Below are 17,295 nucleotides of genomic sequence, written 5' to 3' on the forward strand. Positions count from 1 at the left end.
CCTTCAGGAAGCGGCCCGCACCTCGGTCATCACGGCCAAGGCCTTCCCGTAGCGCCCGGACTCGTAGGACCAGTCGAGGTTGCCGCGCACCCAGCAGCGCAGGCCCTTCAAGTAGCGCTGGAGCGCCACATCCGTCTCCAGCCCGTAGGAGGGCAGGCCCCGCTCCAGCTCCACGTACTCGCGCATGCGCTGGTTGTAGAGCCGCGCGGCATGGTCCATTGCCCCCTGCGCGCTCAGCCCGTACTCATGCTGCAGAACGAGGACCAGGTTGTGCACGTCCCCCGCCCGTACTTCCTTGTCGAGCGAGAGCATATCGTTCACCCAGGACACGCCATCGTCCGCCCGCACCTCCAGCGCGTGGACGTACTCGAGGATCTCCGGCGTCAGCGCCACTCCCTCCACCAGCTCCACCAGCGAGAAGAACTGATAGAGCGCGGAGGTGTGCCGCCGGAACTCCATGTACTCGGCCAGCGGGGGAACCCGGTGGCTGGCCCGGTTCTCCGCCTCCCAGTGGCAGGCGTAGGCGTAGCCCTCGAAGGTCTGGATGAAGCGCTGCTCCCAGCGGGGCGTGCCGCGCTGGCGCATCCGCTCCCAGAGGTCCGCCAGGCCCACCATCACCGGGCCTTCATCCCCCCGCAGGGGACGGGGATGTTTCATGCGATCGATGATCTCGCCGAGCTGGGCCTTCAAGCGCTCCGGGTAGCGCCCCATCTCCGCCTCGTCGTACAGATCATCCACCAGGAACAGCCAGCTCATGTAAGTGGCCACCAGGAGCAGATCCTCGAAGCTGGCATCCGGGTGCACCCGGCCCGTCAGCCAGGCGAACTTGGCCGCCTTGAAGCGCTCCAATTGCGCCTCCGTGCGGAAGTAGCGCCGGGCCTGCATCCATTGGTTGACCTGTTTCTGGACCGCTTCCACGTGAGGACTGATGGCTGCTGGAAACGGGCAATACAGCTCCGGGATTTCGATGGTCCTCAACGTGAACTCCCCCTGTATGGGCCCAGTGATCGCCCTCCTGGGCCTGGAGACATCGTAACGTGGACAGGCGGCCTACCGCATGTTTCCGGGACCTGTCAGGTGGGGCCGCACCTCCTGGCTCCTGTAACGCTTCGCGCCAGTCGCTTCATGAAACACCGCTAGAGTCATGCATGTGACGAAAATGCCTCACCTCCAACCGATGGGTGATTCAGCCTTCATCCTCCGCTTCGGAGACGCCATCTCCCTGGAGATCCATGAGCGCGTCGTCGCGACCTTGCGCGTCCTCGATTCTTGGCGTGAGCGCTGGGTCGTGGATCTCGTGCCCGGCTACGCGAGCGTCATGGTCCACTACGACGCGCTACAGGTGGATCCCGAGCGGGTACGGCGCTGGCTGGAGGACGCGCTCCCCCGCGCGAGGCCCGAGGCCACCCCCCACCGGATCATCGAAGTGCCGGTCTGGTACCACCCGTCCGTCGCGCCGGATCTCGAGCCCCTCGCACAAGAGAAGGGCCTCACCGTGGAGGAGCTCGTCCGCCTCCACACGGCTCCTGAATACATTGTCTACATGCTGGGTTTCCGTCCCGGCTTCCCATTTCTGGGCGGGCTGAATCCCCGCTTGTTTTCACCCCGCCTGGCGACGCCTCGCCCCACCATACCTGCTGGGTCGGTTGGGATCGGTGGCCAGCAGACAGGCATTTATCCGCTCAAGAGCCCGGGTGGCTGGCGGCTGATCGGGCGGACTCCCTGGAAGCTCTTTGATCCAGGAGTGGATCCGCCCGTGACCCTGGGTGTGGGAGATCACCTTCGCTTCGTCTCCATCACCGAAGCTCAGTTTCGAGAGCTCGGCGGAGGCGTGCAGTGAGCCTCCACGTCCAGAAGCCAGGGCTGTTCACGACGATCCAGGATGCTGGCCGGCCGGGGCACGGACGGTGGGGCGTGTCTCCGGGCGGTGCGATGGATCCGCTCGCGCTGGCGCTCGCCAATCGTCTGGTAGGAAACAGTGCCCAGGCTGCGGCGCTCGAGGTGACGGCCCTAGGACCGGAGCTGGTGTTCGAGGAAGAGGCCACCTTCGCGGTGACAGGAGCGGATCTCAGCGCCACCTTGGAGGGAATTCGGCTGCCGCTGGCTCAGGCCCACCGCGCCCGCTCCGGGCAGGTACTCAAGTTCGGTGCCCGAGTTCAGGGCGCGCGAGCGTATGTGGCAGTGGCTGGAGGGTTGGCTCGCGGCGCGCGGCCCTTCATGGGCAGTGTGGCCACCGACATCGAGACAGGACTGGGGGGGCTCAGTGGCAGGCCGTTGCGCGCGGGGGATGTGCTCGAGCTGGAGCCTCAGCCCTCCTTTCAGCCGAGAACGGTCCCGTCAGGCTGGGAGCGCTGGTACGAACCTCGCGACGTGGTGCGCTTCATCCCCGAGGAGGGCACACGGCTCCTGCCCGAGGCGCTCGAGCGCTTCACGGGCTCGCGCTTCCGGATCTCGCCGCGCTCGAACCGCGTGGGGTACCGGCTCGAAGGCACGCCCCTGCCCACGGAGTCCACCGGGATGCAGCTCTCGGAGCCTGTCGCCCCCGGGACCCTTCAGCTCCCTCCGGACGGCAACCCCATCGTGCTGATGGCGGATCGGCAGACCACCGGGGGCTATCCTCGGCTCGGACACGTCATCCGCGCCGACGTGCCCAAGCTCGCACAGCTGTGGCTGGGAGACAGGGTGAGCTTCCGTGCCGTCGCGCTCGAAGAGGCCCGGCAGGCCCTGCACGAGCTGCAGTCCTGGCTCGACACGGCGGTGGTGTGATGGCGGAAGGAGCGACGTCCATGGACTGTCTTCTCAACATTGATCTCGGTGAGCTGCCCGGGGAGGACGAGCAGCTCTATGCGCTCGCCCATGTGGCCAACATCGCCTGCGGCGGCCACGCGGGGGATGAAGCCTCCATCCGCTCCGCCCTGGAGCAGTGCCTCCGCCATGGAACCCTGGCCGGCGCCCACCCCTCCTACGCGGATCGCGAGGGCTTCGGGCGGCGCGCTCTGGACGTGCCTCCCGAGGTGCTGCGCGCCCAGGTGGTGGAGCAGTGCACCCGGCTCGCCACCCAGGCCCGAGCCCTGAGCCTGCCGGTGAAGTACGCCAAGCCGCACGGTGCGCTCTACCACTCGGCCAACAAGTCCCCGGAGCTGGCGCGGGCAGTGGTGTCCGCAGTGCGCGAGGTGCTCGGCTCCGACGTCACCGTCATCGGCCCGCCCTCCGGCGCACTGCGCGAGGCGGCCCAGGGAGAGGGGCTCGCCTACGCTCGGGAAGGATTCGCGGATCGCGGCATACTGCCGGACGGCTCGCTCATTCCCCGAGGCCAGCCTGGTGCCGTCATCACCGATCCCCAGGTGGCCCGGCAGAACGCGATCCGCCTGGCCCAGGCGGGATCCATCGATACCCTCTGCGTCCATGGCGACACCCCAGGCGCGGTGACCGTGGCGCGAGAGGTCCGTGCCGCGCTCGATGCGCTGACGAAAAAGTCCCAGGCCCGCACCGCGAGGACGTAAAACGGCTCCTCCCTCTACCCCGGGAGGAGCCGTGAACCGAACCCCTGCGCTGTCGATGCCGCTGCTCGTTTCCCTCCTGTCTGCCGCGCCGATCCTCGGCTGCGCGACGACTGCCCCCTCCCCACAGTCCGAGCCACCTCCGCAAGACGCCCAGACCGCTCCACCCGCTCCGCTCGGCGATCGGGTGATCCCGCCGCTGCCCGCTTGGACCGACAGGTTCGCCAAACCCAACGAGGTCCCGCCTCCCTTCTTCGCCATCACCCGGCTCATGGAGCGCTACTCGCTCACCCGCGCCCAGGCCGTCGAGCTGCAGAACCACTACCGCGATCTCACCCGCGCCAACGCGAGCCTCGATCCGGAGCAGGCCTTCGCCACCGCCCTGAAGCGGGTGCAAGAGAACCAGTTCGAGCGCCCCTTGGATGTGGAGCAGCTCCGCCAGGCGAAGTTCATCGTCGTGTTCGATCTGGATGAGACGCTCTGGAGCCAGTACGACCCGGCCAGGACTCCCGTCACGTGCGCCGACTTCGTCATGCAGGGAGCGCAGGCCGCTGGCACGCCGAACGTGAAGCTCATCCCCGGCTGGCAGCAGGCCTTCGAGCGCATCCGGGCACTGGGCGGCGCCATCGTCATCTTCTCCGCCAACCTGGACGATCCCACCCTCGCCCGGCTGGAGCAGTGGAAGTTCCACGGCACCCCGCTCCTCCAGTCCCCCGAGATCGCTGGCGTCCTCACCAACAGCCACCTCATCCTGCAGGACAAGGCCGAGGAGCCGAAGAACAACCCCGTCCGCGAGCCCTCCAAGGATCTGCGCATCTTCAATGACGATCCCAAGGCCAAGGGAGTCTCGGAGAAGGTGATCATCGTCGACGACAACCCGGTGCGCCTCTTCAACGATCAGCTGACCCACGCCCGCGTCATCAAGAAGTTCGAGGCCAAGCACTACTGCGCATCCCCCGGGGATCCGCGGGTGCGCAAGGCCTTCGATGACTCGCTGGCGGAGGTGGTGCGCGAGCTCGAAGAGTCAGCCCAGTACATGAACCAGAAGGGCGTGGGCTTCTCGAGGGCCTTCCTGCCCTACTCATGGCTGGGGCAGCTCACCGTGCGCTTCCTCATGGAGAGCGGCGGCCTGGATCGCGCCCAAGCCATCGACTCCGTGCGCAGCAATCCCGAGACCGTGGATCAGAAGTTCTGAAGTGGGCGCCGACCCTCCCTCGAGATTCAGGCAAAGCGGAAAGGTTGACCAACACCGGCCGCTCCTCGTGCACGGCGGACACAGGGCGGCGACGCCGGGCCGCTTCTTCGCCATACTGTCCGCGCACGTGGAGACCCGCTCCACGGCGAGTGCTGGATTCAGGTGGAGGGTCGCATGAGGGTCTTCGTTCCGCTCTTCCTCGGACTGTGCCTCGTGGGAGGCACCGCTCAGGCTGGCGCCGTCAAGCAGCGCAAGCCCAAGGGCCGAGAGCTGGCCCTCGTGAAAGAGGCACTCGGGGGCAAGGAGCCCGTCCCCAAGAAAGTCCTCTTCGTCTCCATGAAGAGCACCGGCGCCTTCTTCTTCGTGCCGGTGATGGACTTCACCGCGAGACCGCCCCTCCAGCTACACCTGGTGCAGGACAAGAAGCTCCTCGGCACGCTGGCGCCCACGCCTGCGGACAAGAGCTGGCCCGTGCTCCGCTTCGAGGGCGCCGTCTTCAAGGACGTGAACGACGATGGCCTCGAGGACGTCATCACCCTGACGCGGTACATGCCGGTGACGGGCCCCAAGGCGGACCAGGTCTTCAATCAGGCCGCCATCTACCTGGGCCGCGAGGGCAAGACCTTTGAGCTGCTCTCGGGCCCCGTGCTCGACGCCCTCAACGAGAAGCCGCCGCCCTCCATGGGCGAGGTGCTCAAGCGGCTGAAGAAGCTCGACAAGCAGAAGCTCGCCCTGCCCGCGCGCGTCAGCTCCGGCCCCAAGCCGTGAGCCGCTCGCCGTCCGTCGGCGGGATTTCAGCCCGCCGCGAAGTCTCCAGCGCCTGCGGTACGCATGTCTGGATTCAGGCGCCAATCCTTCCAGTCCGCACCGAAGTCTCCGCCTCGATTGCGCCGTCCCCGCCTCGTTTCAGCCAGTGAGAATTCGCTTCTCACTTACCAAGAAATGCATGCCATCATCCTCGGAGAAGTGATTCTCACGAGGTGAGAAATGCGTCGGACGGACTTGGGTCGTCGCGGTGCTGGCTCCCGGAGAAACACCCCCTGGCTGCGCTCGTGGGGCGCCTGGGGAGCCCTGCTGATCACCCTGGCGGGCTGTCAGGGAATGCCCACGGACTCGGAGGGAAAGGGTCCTGGCGATGGGGACAAGGTGGCGGTGGGCCCCATTCCCTCGCAGGCGATTCGCCGGCTCACCCGCACCGAGTACCTGAACACAGTGCGCGAGTTGCTGGGCCCCAGCGCTACCACCTCGCAGGTGCTGCCCGCAGATGACCTGGTGGACGGCTACGACAACAACACGCAGGTGCTGGGCATCGGCTCGCTGCTGCTGGAGAAGTACGCACTGGCGGCGGAGGATCTGGTGAGCTCAGCGCTGGCCTCCGGCAACGCGGACGGGCGGGCACGGCTGCTGACGTGTGACTTCTCCGGCGTGAACGAGACGCCGTGCGCGCGGCAGATCCTCTCCAGCTTCGGGCGCAAGGCGTGGCGCCGGCCGCTGACCTCCGAGGATGTGGAGCGGCTGATGGGGTTGGTGCAGGCCAGCCGCGCGGCTGGGGACTCCTTCGAGGTGGCGCTGGGCGTGGGGATGCAGGCGATCCTCACCTCGCCGCACTTCCTGTTCCGCGTGGAGGTGGATCCGTCTCGCGGCGTGGTGAGCTCGCACCTGCTCAGCCCGCACGAGCTGGCCACGCGGCTGGCGTACTTCCTCTGGAGCAGCCCGCCGGATGAGGCGCTGATGGCGGCGGCCGAGGCGGGCACCCTGCAAGAGCCCGCGGAGCTGGAGCGGCAGACGCGGCGCATGCTGTCCGCTCCGAAAGCCCAGGCGCTGGTGGACAACTTCGCCAGCCAGTGGCTGCGCACGCGCCAGCTCACTCAGGCGCAGCCCTCTCCCGCGCTGTTCCCCACCTTCACCTCGCTCCAGCTCGCGCAGGCCATGAGCCAGGAGACGGCGCTCGTCTTCGCCGAGCTGCTCAAAGGGGACCGGAGCATGTTGGATCTGCTGGACGCGGACTTCACCTATGTGAACTCGGCGCTGGCGGCGCACTACGGGATTCCGGGCACCTTCGATCCGGTCCGTTTCACGCGGGTGGCCCTGCCCGAGAGCAGCAACCGCCGCGGCCTCCTCACCCACGGCAGCATCCTCGCGCTCAACGCCACGCCCACGCGCAACTCCACGGTGAAGCGCGGCAAGTGGGTGCTGGGCCGGCTGCTGTGCCAAGAACCCCCTCCTCCTCCTGCTTCCATTCCCCAGCTTCCCTCCGGGCCCACCACCGGCTCGCTGCGCCAGCGCATGGAGCAGCACGTGAGCTCGCCCATGTGCTCCTCGTGCCACGCGCAGATGGATCCCATCGGCTTCGCGCTGGAGCACTACGACGCCATTGGTGCCTGGCGCGCCACAGATGGTGAATACGCCATCGACGCGCGCGGCACGCTGCCGGATGGGCGCTCGTTCGACGGGGCCATCGAGCTGGGCCGCACGCTCAAGGCGGATGCGGCCCTGCCCAGCTGCATGGTGCGCCACCTCTTCACCTACGCCCTGGGCCGCCAGCCCGAGGTGGATGACGAGGCAGTGCTGAAGCAGCTCACGCAGTCCTTTGGAGATCAGGGCTACCGCATGAAGGAGCTGCTGGTGCAGCTCACCCTCAGTCCCACGTTCCGGATGCGCACCTCGCAGCAGGAGGCTCACCAATGAAGAAGTCCTGGGAGCTGTCTCGGCGAACCTTCCTCCGAGGCGCAGGCACGCTGATGGCGCTGCCCGTGCTGGAGGCCATGGCCCCCTCCCTGGCGCGGGCGCAGACTGCGGGCCAGCCGTCACCTCGGCGAATGATGGCCTTCTTCGTTCCCAACGGCATGTACCCGGCCGAGTGGTACCCCACCACCAGCGGCGAGAACTACACGCTGAGCCCGCTGCTGTCGCCGCTGGAGTCCTACAAGAGCGACTTCCTGGTGCTCTCGGGGCTGGCGAACAAGCCGAGCCACTTTTCCTCGGTGGACGTGGGGCACGTGGCTTCCACGTCCACGTTCCTCACGGGCACCTCGGTGGCGGAGCTGCCGCTGCGCAACGGCATGTCCATGGACCAGGTCGCCGCCGCCCAGCTCAAGCAGTACACCCGCTTCCCCTCGCTGGAGCTGGGCACGAAGAGCGGCACCTCGTACGTGCTGCACAACAACATCTCCTGGGGTGCCAACTCCACGCCAATGCCCAAGGAGATCCGTCCGGACATCCTCTTCGACCGGCTCTTCGAGGGCCAGACCGGCTCGCAGAGCGCCGAGGCGGCCGAGGCCCGGCGCCGGCGGCGCCTGAGCGTGCTGGACTCCGTGAAGCAGGACACGGAGCGGCTCGAGGCAAAGCTGGGGCGGGAGGATCGGCTCCGGATGGACGAGTACCTGACGGGCGTGCGCGAGCTGGAGCAGCGGGTGCAGCAGACGCGGGTGGCGCAGTGCACCCCGGGCACGCGGCCGGCGCAGACCTCGGATGTGCGCCAGCAGGTGAAGCTGATGCTGGACATGGTGGTGCTGGCGTTCCAGTGCGATCTGACGCGCGTGGCGACCTTCATGTACGGCGAGGCGGTGGACGACACCAGCTATCCCTTCCTCTCGATTCCGGACGGCCGGGGCGGCTCCATTCCGGTGAGCCAGGGTCACCACACGCTGAGCCATGAGATCGCCGCGGGCTCGCAGAGCCAGAAGATGTACAGCGCCATCTGCAAGTGGGAGGTGGAGCAGTTCGCCTACCTGCTTGGGAAGATGAAGGCGGTGCAGGAGCCGGACGGCACGCTGCTGGACAACTCGGTGGTGCTCTTCGGCAGCGGCATCGGCGAGTCCAACCTGCACGACACGCTCAACATGCCGGTGCTGCTGGCCGGCAAGGGCGGCGGGAAGATCCGGCCGGGGCGGCACATCGTCTACAAGGACCCGCTGAACTTCTATACGCAGGGCGTGCCCATCGCGAAGCTGTTCGTGTCCATGCTCGGCGCGGTGGGCGTGAACGCGACGAAGTTCGGCGACGACGGGGACGGCCTTCTGCCCAACCTGGCGTAGGGCCGCCTCCAGTCAGGTACTCCCGAGGCTCAAAGCCCTCTCAGTGCGAGCGGCCGTCGAAGTGCTGGACGGGGATGGCGGTGAAGTCCACGCCCTCGAGGCAGCGAACGTTGACCGCCGCCATGCGGTTGCCGGAGGGATCGGTGCCCTCTCCAAACGGGTGAATGCCGCACTTCGCGCAGAACCGATGCTGGATGACGTGCTTGTTGAAAGTGTAAGTGCCCATCCGGTCCGCGGGCGTTGTCAGACGCAGGCTGTCCCGAGGAACGAACCAGAGCAGCGAGCCCCTCCGCGAACACATGGAGCAGTTGCACGACACGACCTGCTTGATGTCCCCCTCCACCTCGAAGGCGATACCTCTGCAGTGGCAGCTTCCCTTGTAGTTCATCGCAATCCCTCCCAGGCTCAGCGTTTCGGCGGAGGGTATGCCCTAGCCCCTGTGTCTGCGCATCCTCTTTCATCTATGGTCCTGCCATGAACCCTCTGCTGATTTCGAAGCTGTCCTCGAAGTGGAGTGCTTCTCGTTTCCGCGCCACGGCGCTCCTGAGCGCGTGTGTGCTCTCCCTGGCCGTGGGCTGTGGGGAGGACGAGCCCGCCAAGCCCCTAGACAGAGGGGTACTCCTGGTGGGCAACACGCGGGCCAACAACATCGTCTCCTTCGATGAGCAAACGGGCGAGTTCCTCGGGGACTTCGTGACCGCGGGGAGCGGAGACTTGGTGGCCCCGGACTCGCTGGTCATCGGTCCGGACGGCTCCCTGTATGTCGCCAGCGGGGACACCGCGCAGAACTCGGCCGTGCTGCGCTATGACGCGAAGACGGGCAAGTTCATCGACCGGTTCGCTTCGGGCGGCGGCCTGATCCGTCCGTACGGCGTGGCGTTTGGCCCGGACCAGCGGATGTACGTGAGCAGCTTCCTCACCGATCAGGTGCTGCGCTTCAACGCCCAGACGGGCGCCTTCGTGGACGTGTTCGCCACGGGCTCGGGACAGCCGGGCGGGCTCAACGGCCCCAATGCGCTGGTGTTCGGCCCGGACGGCAAGCTGTACGTGAGCACCGAGGGCACCATCGCCGTCAACGGACAGCCGACCTTCCCGGGGCTGCCCAGCCAGGTGCTGCGCTATGACATCACCACACGCCAGGGCGAGGTCTTCATCGATCAGCCAGCGCTGTCTCCGGCAGGCGCGGGCTACGTGAGCCTGCTCGGGCTGGTGTTCGGGCCCGACTGCGGCACCCCGAGCGGCGCGTGCGATCTCTTCGTCAGCGACTTCGCCAACGACATCCGCCGGTATGACCTGGGCACGCGGGCGCTCGAGGCGACCCTGTCCACCAACTACTCCGGCACCGTGCCCACGAAGAACAACCTGGGCAGCCTGACGTTCGGCGCGGATTTCAACCTGTTCACCGTGGGCTTCGACAACACACCCGAGGGACAGGCAAAGGGCGCCATTCTGCGCTTCGACGGCAAAGGGAACACGCCGAACCCGCTGGCGGGCCAGGCGGGCGCGCTGTTCGTGCCCCCCGAGGAGCACCTGGTCCGTCCGATCGGCATCCTCTACACGCGCCTCCCGAAGTAACCGGCGGCAGCGGTCTCGCTACAACTCCTTCACCTTCTTGGCCTGCGCCTTCAGTTCCTTCAACCACCCCAGGTGTGGGAAGAGGCTGGTGAACACGTAGCCGTTCTCCTGCTTCTTGTAGACGTAGGTATCCGTCCGGTCAGTGACGTGCTGACGGGCTTGAGGACGGACCGGTGCTGTGCTCGGCGAGGATCGCGAGCTCGAGTCGAACGAGGGGCGTTGAGGCTGGAGCGGAGCGCGATCAGGACGAGTCGACGTCCCGCGGCTTCCACAGGTGAGGCAGCAGCTCGTCGATGCGCGAGTGAGGGTGAGTCTGCACGCGCAGCAGCACGTCAGCCAGGTACAGCTCGGGGTTGAGGCCGTTGGCCTCACAGGTGGCCACCAGCGCGTACAGGCCCGCGAGGTTGGCCCCGGCCTGTTCGTGCCCGACGAAGAGGAAGTTCTTTCGGCCCAGCGCGGCCTTTCGCAGGGCTCCTTCAGAGCGGTTGTTATCCAGAGGCAGGCGCTCGTCCTGGGTGAAGTGGCCCAGCGCCAGCCACTGGTTGAGCGCATAGCGGATGGCCTGCCCCAGAGGGCTCTTGGGCGGGTGCTGCGTGCGCTGGACTTGAAGCCACTCGTGTAGCCTCATGAGCACCGGGGAACTCATCTGTTGCCGCAGGGCACGGTGGGCCGCGGTGCGCACAATCCCGGCCTGCACGGCCTGGGCCTCCACGCGGTAGAGCGCGAGGATGAGGTCCAACGCTTGCTGCGCCTCGGGCGCGGTGGCCAGCGCGTCGAAAAACTTCCTGCGGACGTGGGCCCAACAGCCCACACGCACCCGCCCCCCCGGCAGTGTCACCGGGTTGTAGCCGGTGTACGCATCCACCACGAGCGCGCCCTCGGTGCCGCCCAGCACCTGCTGAGGTGTCTTGCCCGAGCGGCCCATGCTGAAGCGGTAGCCGATGAGCCACTGTCCCTGCTCATTCTGGGTGAGAAAGGTCCACAGGTAGCCCAGCTTCGTCTTCTTCACCTGAAGCACGCGCACCGGCGTCTCATCGGCCCACACTACGGGGGCCTGGCTGATGAGCAGCAGCAGACGCGCGGCCAGCGGAGCCACCACCTCGGCGGCGCGATGGAACAAGTCCGTCAGCGTGCTGCGGCTCATGGGCACACCTCCTCGTTCCACGCGCTGGGCCAGCCGATGCAGGGGCATGGCGTCGGCACACTTGGAGGCCACCACGTGCGCGATGAAGCCGGGGCCGTACTCCCCCTTGTCCACCACCTTGGGCGGCGGAGGCGCCGTCACCACGCCTTGCCCGCACGCGCACGCAAGCACCTGTTGCACGTGCACCTGCCGCTCGAAGCGCGGCGGAATGTATTCGTACAGGACGCTGGTGCGGCCCTGTCCCAGAGGCTTCAACTCGTGGCTGCCGCAGCAAGGACACTGGCGCTGCTGCTCGGACACCGCGTGGTGCACCTGTCGAGTCACAGCCCCGTCCGCCCTGCGGGCCGCGCGCTGCCTTCTGTTCTCCAGGGCCGCCTGGGCTCTGGCTGCAGCCTCCTGCTCAGACTGCTCGCCCCGCAGCTGCTGCTGCACACCTGGCAGCCGCTCGGCTTTCTTTCCGAACACATGCCGCTCCAAGGCGGCCATCTTCGCCTCGAGCGTGGTGAGCCGCTCGCGCAGCTCCTCGGCCTCTTCTCTCCAGGGGCAGAAATGGTCTAACGGCAGCTCTCGGGGCACCGGCTTCCAACAACCCACCGGGTAGGCGCACTTCCCTCCTACTTCACGAGGCGGCTGTGCGGTTGGGGGGCTCCCAGGCAGCGGGCCGTTTCACCTCCGCCACATCGATACCATCCAGCACCATCGCCAGCTGCGTGGCATCCAGCCTCACAGACTGCGCATCCGCCTCCACCGGCGGCAGCCGGAACCGGCCTTGCTCCAGGCGCTTGTAGTACAGGATGAAGCCGCCCCGGCTGAAGGTGAGAATCTTTACCCGGTCCCCCCTCCGACTGACGAAGACAAACAGATGCCCGGAGTAGACGTCCTCGCCAAAGCTGGAGCGCACCACCGCCATCAGTCCGTCGATGGACTTGCGCATGTCCACCGGCTCGGTGGCCAATACAATGCGCACCGCCGAGGGCAGCGTCAGCACGAGCCACCACGCTCCAGCGCCGCCACCAACTGCGCCACGTAGGATACGTCCGTGCCCATCGTGAAGCTCACGCGCACGCCCCTGGCGGTGAGCACCTCCATCTTCCCCGCGCTGCTCATGGCCGGCGCGGCCACCTCCACCGGCAGCAGGCGCACAGGCGGTGCACTGGGCGCGGCCACTTGGCGCCTCCGCCGGTAAACCCACGACTGCACGGTACTCAGCGGCAGCCCTTGCTGCTGGGCGAACTGCTTCTGCGTCAGTCCGCTCTGCTCAAACTGCTCGGCGATGCGGACCCACTGCGGCTTGTCGGCTGGCTTGGTCATGGGTCCAGGGGTGTCCCACCTCGCTCAACTCAACAAGGTCTCTCAGCACGTCGTCCGCCGGACGGATACAGACGTAGCCCGTCACCTTGGCCCGCTTCGCGCACGTCGAAGTGTCCACGCTGTCAGGAGATTTGCCGGTCACGCACACGCAGTGGCCGGCTGTCAGGACAAGATTCGGCTCCAACAGGACGCCACTGCAGAAGGCATACGGTGAGCCTTCGCTCTCGACAATGAGCGTGGACAGGTAGCGGTTCTCCGTGTCCTCTTGAGCGTTCAACATGAAGAACTGCGTGTCACGAGGCCACGTGCCAGACCGAGTGCGTGAGGCCTGTTCATCATCCGCAGGGAATTCGCCCGAAGCCTGTGCTGCGCATCCCAGGCCTACACCCAGGACGCCCAGCAGTGCCCACAAACGCATGCCTCTGCTCTCACGGTGCGGCATCGAGCACTCTTCCCCTCGGAGCCATTGGCGGAGTTGCTGACGACTCAGCAACCCCCGTCACCCTGGCCCGCTCAAGTTCCGAGTTCAGCCAGTCCCGGAAGAAGAAGGTGCTGGTGAATGACAGTCCCTCTTTTGTGCTCAAGCCCGAAATCCCCACCAGCCACCGTCCCTCCCCCTCCTCCCGGAAGCACGGCCCACCGTCGAAGCCCTCGTAGAGAGAGGACCCCTGCTGTGCGTACAGCGCTCGAGGGTCCTCCGAAGTGGGAGCCCGCGTCACCTGACTCTTCTTGAAGTAGCGAGCCCCATGACGCCCCCCTACGACGCGATCATGGCCATAACCGGTCATCATGAGGGATTCCTGCGCCTGAACCTCGGAGTCAGGAAGCCGCACGTCCACGGCGGGAGGTCCCTCAGGTTGATCCAACAAGACCACTGCGAGATCAGCAGAGCTCGTTCTCGCGGCTCCCGCTTCATCCAAGAGAAGTTTGAAGCGGGGATGAGAACGGACCTGCCCCTCAAAGGAGCGAATCCGGAGGGTAGGCCTCTCTGGGTTCTCCGAGGCTTCGTAGGTGACGGTCGTCACACTGGCGCGTGCCGAGCAGTCAGTCCCGTCGATGAGCGTCCCCTGCCCTCCCTCCGGGAGAACCACCTGACGCCGTGGGCAAACACAGTGTGCCGCCGTGAGCGCAAGCCGGGGATGGAGGAGAATGCCGCTACAACCGCCATTCACACTCAAGCCCTGCGGGGCCACCATGACGGTGGATGCGTATTGATTCGCACGGTCCAACGTTCCCGCATGATCGAGCAGGCGCCTGTCGAACGGCTGGAACTCCAGATTCCCGGGTGCCCCGCCGCCCCGCATCTGTTGCTGCGCCTCGGAAGCTTCGGGCCCTGCGGGCCGCGCCGACGAGGCGCTAGAACGGCCGGGTTCAGCGGACGGGGGCGCATCCTTGGAACACCCGTGGCTCAAGGCCACGGCGCCCATCGTGAACACCGTGGGGAGAAGCCCGCTGCTCGTATGCCGCCAGTTCAAGTTCCTCCCCGAAGTGCCCTGGTCGCAGACCCACATCGGTCCTTTCATCCTCTGTACGCTCGCTGAGGAGCATAGCAGACTCAGGGTGGACACCCCGTCGCGCTCTGCCGGTGCACGCGCGTGCGTGCACCGGCTCCCCCTGAATGTCCGCGCCAAACTCCCCTGCCCTGCATCCGTCGACGTGGACCGCCCTCAAGATGTCGGGGGTGCTTCAGAGCACCGAGCACGGGCTCATCCAGAACTTCTACGGCACACAGAGCGCCAAGCGCAGCCAGGTTCCCTTCATGAACCACATTCATGAAGGGCTGGCAGTCATGCTCTGCACCGGCGCATCGCTTCAGGCGATGCGAGCGTTCTGCCTGCACCCGCTCGTTCAGAGCGACGCGGATCTAAAGAGCCAGTACGCCCAGATCACCCGGGCGCTGGAGACTGTTCCTGACGGGGCCTTCGTGTTGGGACTCGCCATGGAGTACCGCTCCGTGGCCAACGAGTACGTCTCGCATCGCCCCATGCCACCCGAAGGCATCCGGCTCTCCCCACTGGCGGAGGTCAACGCCATGCTGGTGGGTGACAAAGTTCAGAACCGCAAGGACTTCGAGCTGTACCACGCGGAGACGCACGAACGCCGCGATCGGCTCGCCGAGTACTTCCAGCAGTGGTGCCAAGCGTTGCAGATCGAGCCGCTCTACCCTCAGTTCAAGGCGATGCTACAGGGCGCGGAGTGGACGGGCTCGTGAGTGCAGGCTGCGTGTTGCCGAACCCAGTTCCTCGTAAATGGGCACCCAAGAGCGGAAGATGCTGACGAACGCCTCGGCACGGCCGTACCAAGAAGAGTCGATGAGCCGCTACTACTGGATCCGTGAGGCGCGGGAGCCTCGGCAGACCGGCCACCTCGACGCCTCCCACCCGTGGGGGTTGCCGGGTCTGAGCTGTCCCACCTGTGGCGTGACCTGGGCTGGAAGCGCTTCGGCTTTCCCCAGCGTGGATCTCACGTCACTGCCCGAGCGCGCCGCGTTCGAGAAAGCCCAGCCGGAGCCCCTCGATGAATTCGCGCGCCGGCGGGAGTTGGTCCGTCCGCTGGTGCCGCCCGGCGCGCAGCTTTTGCCAGGAGTGGAGTTTGGTCCGTTGGAAGGAACGGCTTCTGGCTCTTTTGGCCAGTTCTTCCTTCAGAGCGCATGGATGCCGCTCATCCGCCGAGAAGCATGGGAGCGCCTTCAGTCGGCAGGGTTGCGAGGGCTGCGAGCGTTTCCCACCCGGCTTCGCTTTCGTCAAAAGAACCCGCCGGAGTTGCTTGAACTGGAACTGACCGCGCAGGGAAACCTTCACCCGGATTGCTTCTTGCCAGAGTTCCCCACGCGCTGTGCGCACTGCGACCGCCTCGGCGCCCGCCGTCCAGAGATTATGATCCTGGAGGCAGCCTCTTTGCCTGATCAATGCGATTTGTTCCGGCTGGCCGACTTCGAGACAACTCTGATCGGCACGGAGCGCTTCATGAATACCGTGCGGCGTTTAGGGCTGGATGGTGCCGAATGCGATGCTCTTACCGTGCGGTGACCCTAGAGTCCGGAGCGCCTGTGGAGGTTCGACATCTGCTCCGTGCAGTCTTGCAGGTGAGGAAGCAAGAACCTACTACTCCTGACCGAGAGCAGGGATCCAGCGCCATCCCCATCCCACCTGACCGCCTGTTCAGATAACACCTACGGGCTTCCTTGTCTTAGGAAGAGCTATCGTTTCAAGCGTCTCGAAAGGACGGCGCGACGATGGCAACCCACTCCCCAAAGCGTGCACCCCAGCTCAAAGGCATCTCAACCGATAGCGCGCCGCAGGAGCCTCCTCCTCGCGATTACGTCGAGTACTTCAAATCAATTAACCTTGTCCTTGGACCACGCCTCGGTGTTGGCGGCTCGGGTAACGTCTACCGGGCTACCCAGACGCGCCTGAGGCGAGATCTTGCAATCAAACTCTTCGATCACCAAAGGTTCCGCGCAGATCCCAATGGCAGGAAGCGATTCGAGCACGAGGCACGTATGCTCGCCATCGCTCAACACCCTTCCATCCCTTTCGTGATCTCGTCTGGCGACATGCCCATGCGTGGCGAAGCGCCAATACCCTACATCATCATGCAGTTCATTGATGGTACCAGTCTGGAGACAGTAGTCGAAAAAAGCCGAACTGCTCCGCAACTCGCAGCCTCCTACATGAAGCAGGTTCTAGCTGCCTTGTCTTGCGCTCATTCGCACCGCCTCGTGCATCGAGACGTTAAGCCAGCTAACATTCTCCTCTCGAAAGACGGGCACTGCTATCTCATCGACTTTTCGATAGGAGTGAGTTTAGGTGTCATCCCCGGACTAACACGAATCACTGGAGAAGGGCGACACCCTGCCACATGGCGGTACGCATCTCCGGAACAGATAGAAGGGCGCGATGTCGATCACCGCACTGACCTTTATTCTGCCGGACTCGTCCTTTTTGAACTGCTTGCAGGCCGCCGCATCTCAATGCCCGAGGTTCCTGCTGCTGACATGTTGCAACTACCTCCTGTTGCCAAGGAACTACTCCGTAAAGCGTGCCATTCCGATCCTGCACAACGCTTTCAGACTGCTAAGGAATTCCTTGGAGCGTTGAACCGCCTAGAGGCACCTGGCATCAGTCGATCGGAGCCTCGAGACGCGCTTTGCCTTAACCTTACATGTGCTACTTGGGACCAGTTTACAGGCGAATATGAGAATCCCCTAGTTGTAGAGGCAACCACCAAATCGTTCTGCAAGGATTGCAGATCTCCTTTAGTCTATCCTTGCGCACAATGCGGCGCAGAATACGACAATGCTCCTTTCTGCGCAGACTGCGGGCACCAGCACTACACCATTCCCAGTTGCGCAAAGTGCGGCAATCGCCTCACCTTTTTGGATGCCAATAAAAACACAATTCTCGCTGGGTGCTCTAGGTGCCCATCCTCTGAAGATGATATTCCCTTCTGATTATCAGTCCGCGGGGAGTTCACATCCACAAGGACGCGATCGCTGTCAGACAAATCAGCAATGACATACCAAGATCCAGA

The 17,295-nt window shown here is 65.5% G+C and carries 18 protein-coding genes; 11 read left to right on the forward strand and 7 right to left on the reverse strand.

Annotated elements, in window-relative coordinates:
• Positions 1–3: 3 nt before the first annotated feature.
• Positions 4–978, reverse strand: a complete 975-nt coding sequence (locus tag DB31_RS24675) for a terpene synthase family protein (protein WP_157232141.1) — start codon at positions 976–978, stop codon at positions 4–6.
• A gap of 181 nt (positions 979–1,159) precedes the next feature.
• On the opposite strand from DB31_RS24675, the gene pxpB reads away from it, so the two are divergent.
• From pxpB to DB31_RS24710, 7 genes are all read left to right on the forward strand, one after another.
• A complete protein-coding gene (pxpB, locus tag DB31_RS24680) occupies positions 1,160–1,840 on the forward strand; it encodes a 5-oxoprolinase subunit PxpB (RefSeq protein ID WP_044191873.1) in 681 nt (226 codons plus the stop codon).
• Positions 1,837–2,766, forward strand: coding sequence for a 5-oxoprolinase subunit C family protein (locus tag DB31_RS24685; RefSeq protein ID WP_044191875.1), 930 nt, complete (start codon positions 1,837–1,839; stop codon positions 2,764–2,766). The genes pxpB and DB31_RS24685 overlap by 4 nt, the downstream gene beginning before the upstream one ends.
• A 20-nt stretch (positions 2,767–2,786) precedes the next feature.
• Entirely contained in the window at positions 2,787–3,503 is a 717-nt protein-coding gene (locus DB31_RS24690; protein ID WP_044192061.1) for a 5-oxoprolinase subunit PxpA, read from the forward strand.
• A gap of 31 nt (positions 3,504–3,534) precedes the next feature.
• Entirely contained in the window at positions 3,535–4,695 is a 1,161-nt protein-coding gene (locus DB31_RS24695; RefSeq protein ID WP_157232142.1) for an NIF family HAD-type phosphatase, read from the forward strand.
• A 174-nt stretch (positions 4,696–4,869) separates the two neighbouring features.
• On the forward strand, positions 4,870–5,463 hold the full coding sequence (locus tag DB31_RS24700) for a hypothetical protein (RefSeq protein WP_044191880.1): 594 nt from the start codon (positions 4,870–4,872) through the stop codon (positions 5,461–5,463).
• Positions 5,464–5,682: 219 nt separating this feature from the next.
• Complete coding sequence (locus tag DB31_RS24705; protein ID WP_075306180.1) at positions 5,683–7,383, forward strand: DUF1592 domain-containing protein; 1,701 nt, start codon at positions 5,683–5,685, stop codon at positions 7,381–7,383.
• On the forward strand, positions 7,380–8,732 hold the full coding sequence (locus DB31_RS24710; protein WP_044191881.1) for a DUF1552 domain-containing protein: 1,353 nt from the start codon (positions 7,380–7,382) through the stop codon (positions 8,730–8,732). The genes DB31_RS24705 and DB31_RS24710 overlap by 4 nt, the downstream gene beginning before the upstream one ends.
• Before the next feature lie 40 nt (positions 8,733–8,772).
• Here DB31_RS24710 and DB31_RS24715 read toward each other — a convergent pair whose 3' ends face one another.
• Positions 8,773–9,120, reverse strand: a complete 348-nt coding sequence (locus DB31_RS24715; protein ID WP_044191882.1) for a GFA family protein — start codon at positions 9,118–9,120, stop codon at positions 8,773–8,775.
• An 86-nt stretch (positions 9,121–9,206) separates the two neighbouring features.
• Between DB31_RS24715 and DB31_RS24720 the strand changes: the two genes are divergently transcribed.
• Positions 9,207–10,307: a Vgb family protein gene (locus DB31_RS24720; protein ID WP_044191883.1), complete on the forward strand. Its 1,101-nt coding sequence runs from the start codon at positions 9,207–9,209 to the stop codon at positions 10,305–10,307.
• A 241-nt stretch (positions 10,308–10,548) separates the two neighbouring features.
• On the opposite strand, the gene tnpC is transcribed toward DB31_RS24720, so the two are convergent.
• Genes tnpC through DB31_RS24740 form a run of 5 tightly spaced genes read right to left on the reverse strand, consistent with a single transcriptional unit; the run spans position 10,549 to position 14,285 of the window.
• Positions 10,549–12,027, reverse strand: a complete 1,479-nt coding sequence (tnpC, locus tag DB31_RS24725) for an IS66 family transposase (RefSeq protein WP_240486867.1) — start codon at positions 12,025–12,027, stop codon at positions 10,549–10,551.
• A 43-nt stretch (positions 12,028–12,070) separates the two neighbouring features.
• On the reverse strand, positions 12,071–12,439 hold the full coding sequence (gene tnpB / locus DB31_RS24730) for an IS66 family insertion sequence element accessory protein TnpB (RefSeq protein ID WP_044191884.1): 369 nt from the start codon (positions 12,437–12,439) through the stop codon (positions 12,071–12,073).
• On the reverse strand, positions 12,433–12,762 hold the full coding sequence (tnpA, locus tag DB31_RS24735) for an IS66 family insertion sequence element accessory protein TnpA (RefSeq protein WP_044191885.1): 330 nt from the start codon (positions 12,760–12,762) through the stop codon (positions 12,433–12,435). The genes tnpB and tnpA overlap by 7 nt, the downstream gene beginning before the upstream one ends.
• Positions 12,710–13,204 (reverse strand): trypsin-like serine protease, encoded by a 495-nt coding sequence (locus DB31_RS51665; protein WP_075306182.1) that lies wholly within the window; start codon positions 13,202–13,204, stop codon positions 12,710–12,712. The genes tnpA and DB31_RS51665 overlap by 53 nt, the downstream gene beginning before the upstream one ends.
• Complete coding sequence (locus DB31_RS24740) at positions 13,191–14,285, reverse strand: trypsin-like serine protease (RefSeq protein ID WP_083968652.1); 1,095 nt, start codon at positions 14,283–14,285, stop codon at positions 13,191–13,193. The genes DB31_RS51665 and DB31_RS24740 overlap by 14 nt, the downstream gene beginning before the upstream one ends.
• A gap of 158 nt (positions 14,286–14,443) precedes the next feature.
• On the opposite strand from DB31_RS24740, the gene DB31_RS45155 reads away from it, so the two are divergent.
• The 3 genes from DB31_RS45155 (at position 14,444) to DB31_RS51670 (ending at position 17,215) form a co-directional block, all read left to right on the forward strand.
• On the forward strand, positions 14,444–14,974 hold the full coding sequence (locus tag DB31_RS45155) for a hypothetical protein (protein WP_157232144.1): 531 nt from the start codon (positions 14,444–14,446) through the stop codon (positions 14,972–14,974).
• A 100-nt stretch (positions 14,975–15,074) separates the two neighbouring features.
• Positions 15,075–15,791 carry a SitI6 family double-CXXCG motif immunity protein gene (sitI6, locus tag DB31_RS24750; protein WP_044192068.1) on the forward strand — a complete coding sequence of 239 codons (717 nt, stop codon included), beginning with the start codon at positions 15,075–15,077 and terminating at the stop codon, positions 15,789–15,791.
• Positions 15,792–15,997: 206 nt separating this feature from the next.
• The gene (locus tag DB31_RS51670; RefSeq protein WP_075306184.1) at positions 15,998–17,215 is read left to right on the forward strand and encodes a serine/threonine-protein kinase; all 1,218 of its coding nucleotides are present in this window, start codon (positions 15,998–16,000) and stop codon (positions 17,213–17,215) included.
• Positions 17,216–17,295: the final 80 nt, after the last annotated feature.

The sequence above is a fragment of the Hyalangium minutum genome (assembly GCF_000737315.1).
Taxonomy (GTDB): domain Bacteria; phylum Myxococcota; class Myxococcia; order Myxococcales; family Myxococcaceae; genus Hyalangium; species Hyalangium minutum.

Excerpts from the sequence above, each read along its gene's own strand:
- DB31_RS24690 (WP_044192061.1), top strand. The coding sequence starts at position 2,787 with ATGGACTGTCTTCTCAACATTGATCTCGGTGAGCTGCCCGGGGAGGAC.
- DB31_RS24715 (WP_044191882.1), bottom strand. The coding sequence starts at position 9,120 with ATGAACTACAAGGGAAGCTGCCACTGCAGAGGTATCGCCTTCGAGGTG.
- tnpA (WP_044191885.1), bottom strand. The coding sequence starts at position 12,762 with ATGACCAAGCCAGCCGACAAGCCGCAGTGGGTCCGCATCGCCGAGCAG.
- DB31_RS24740 (WP_083968652.1), bottom strand. The coding sequence starts at position 14,285 with ATGAAAGGACCGATGTGGGTCTGCGACCAGGGCACTTCGGGGAGGAAC.
- DB31_RS24700 (WP_044191880.1), top strand. The coding sequence starts at position 4,870 with ATGAGGGTCTTCGTTCCGCTCTTCCTCGGACTGTGCCTCGTGGGAGGC.
- DB31_RS24720 (WP_044191883.1), top strand. The coding sequence starts at position 9,207 with ATGAACCCTCTGCTGATTTCGAAGCTGTCCTCGAAGTGGAGTGCTTCT.
- pxpB (WP_044191873.1), top strand. The coding sequence starts at position 1,160 with ATGCCTCACCTCCAACCGATGGGTGATTCAGCCTTCATCCTCCGCTTC.
- DB31_RS51665 (WP_075306182.1), bottom strand. The coding sequence starts at position 13,204 with ATGCCGCACCGTGAGAGCAGAGGCATGCGTTTGTGGGCACTGCTGGGC.
- DB31_RS24705 (WP_075306180.1), top strand. The coding sequence starts at position 5,683 with ATGCGTCGGACGGACTTGGGTCGTCGCGGTGCTGGCTCCCGGAGAAAC.
- DB31_RS24710 (WP_044191881.1), top strand. The coding sequence starts at position 7,380 with ATGAAGAAGTCCTGGGAGCTGTCTCGGCGAACCTTCCTCCGAGGCGCA.
- DB31_RS51670 (WP_075306184.1), top strand. The coding sequence starts at position 15,998 with ATGGCAACCCACTCCCCAAAGCGTGCACCCCAGCTCAAAGGCATCTCA.
- sitI6 (WP_044192068.1), top strand. The coding sequence starts at position 15,075 with ATGAGCCGCTACTACTGGATCCGTGAGGCGCGGGAGCCTCGGCAGACC.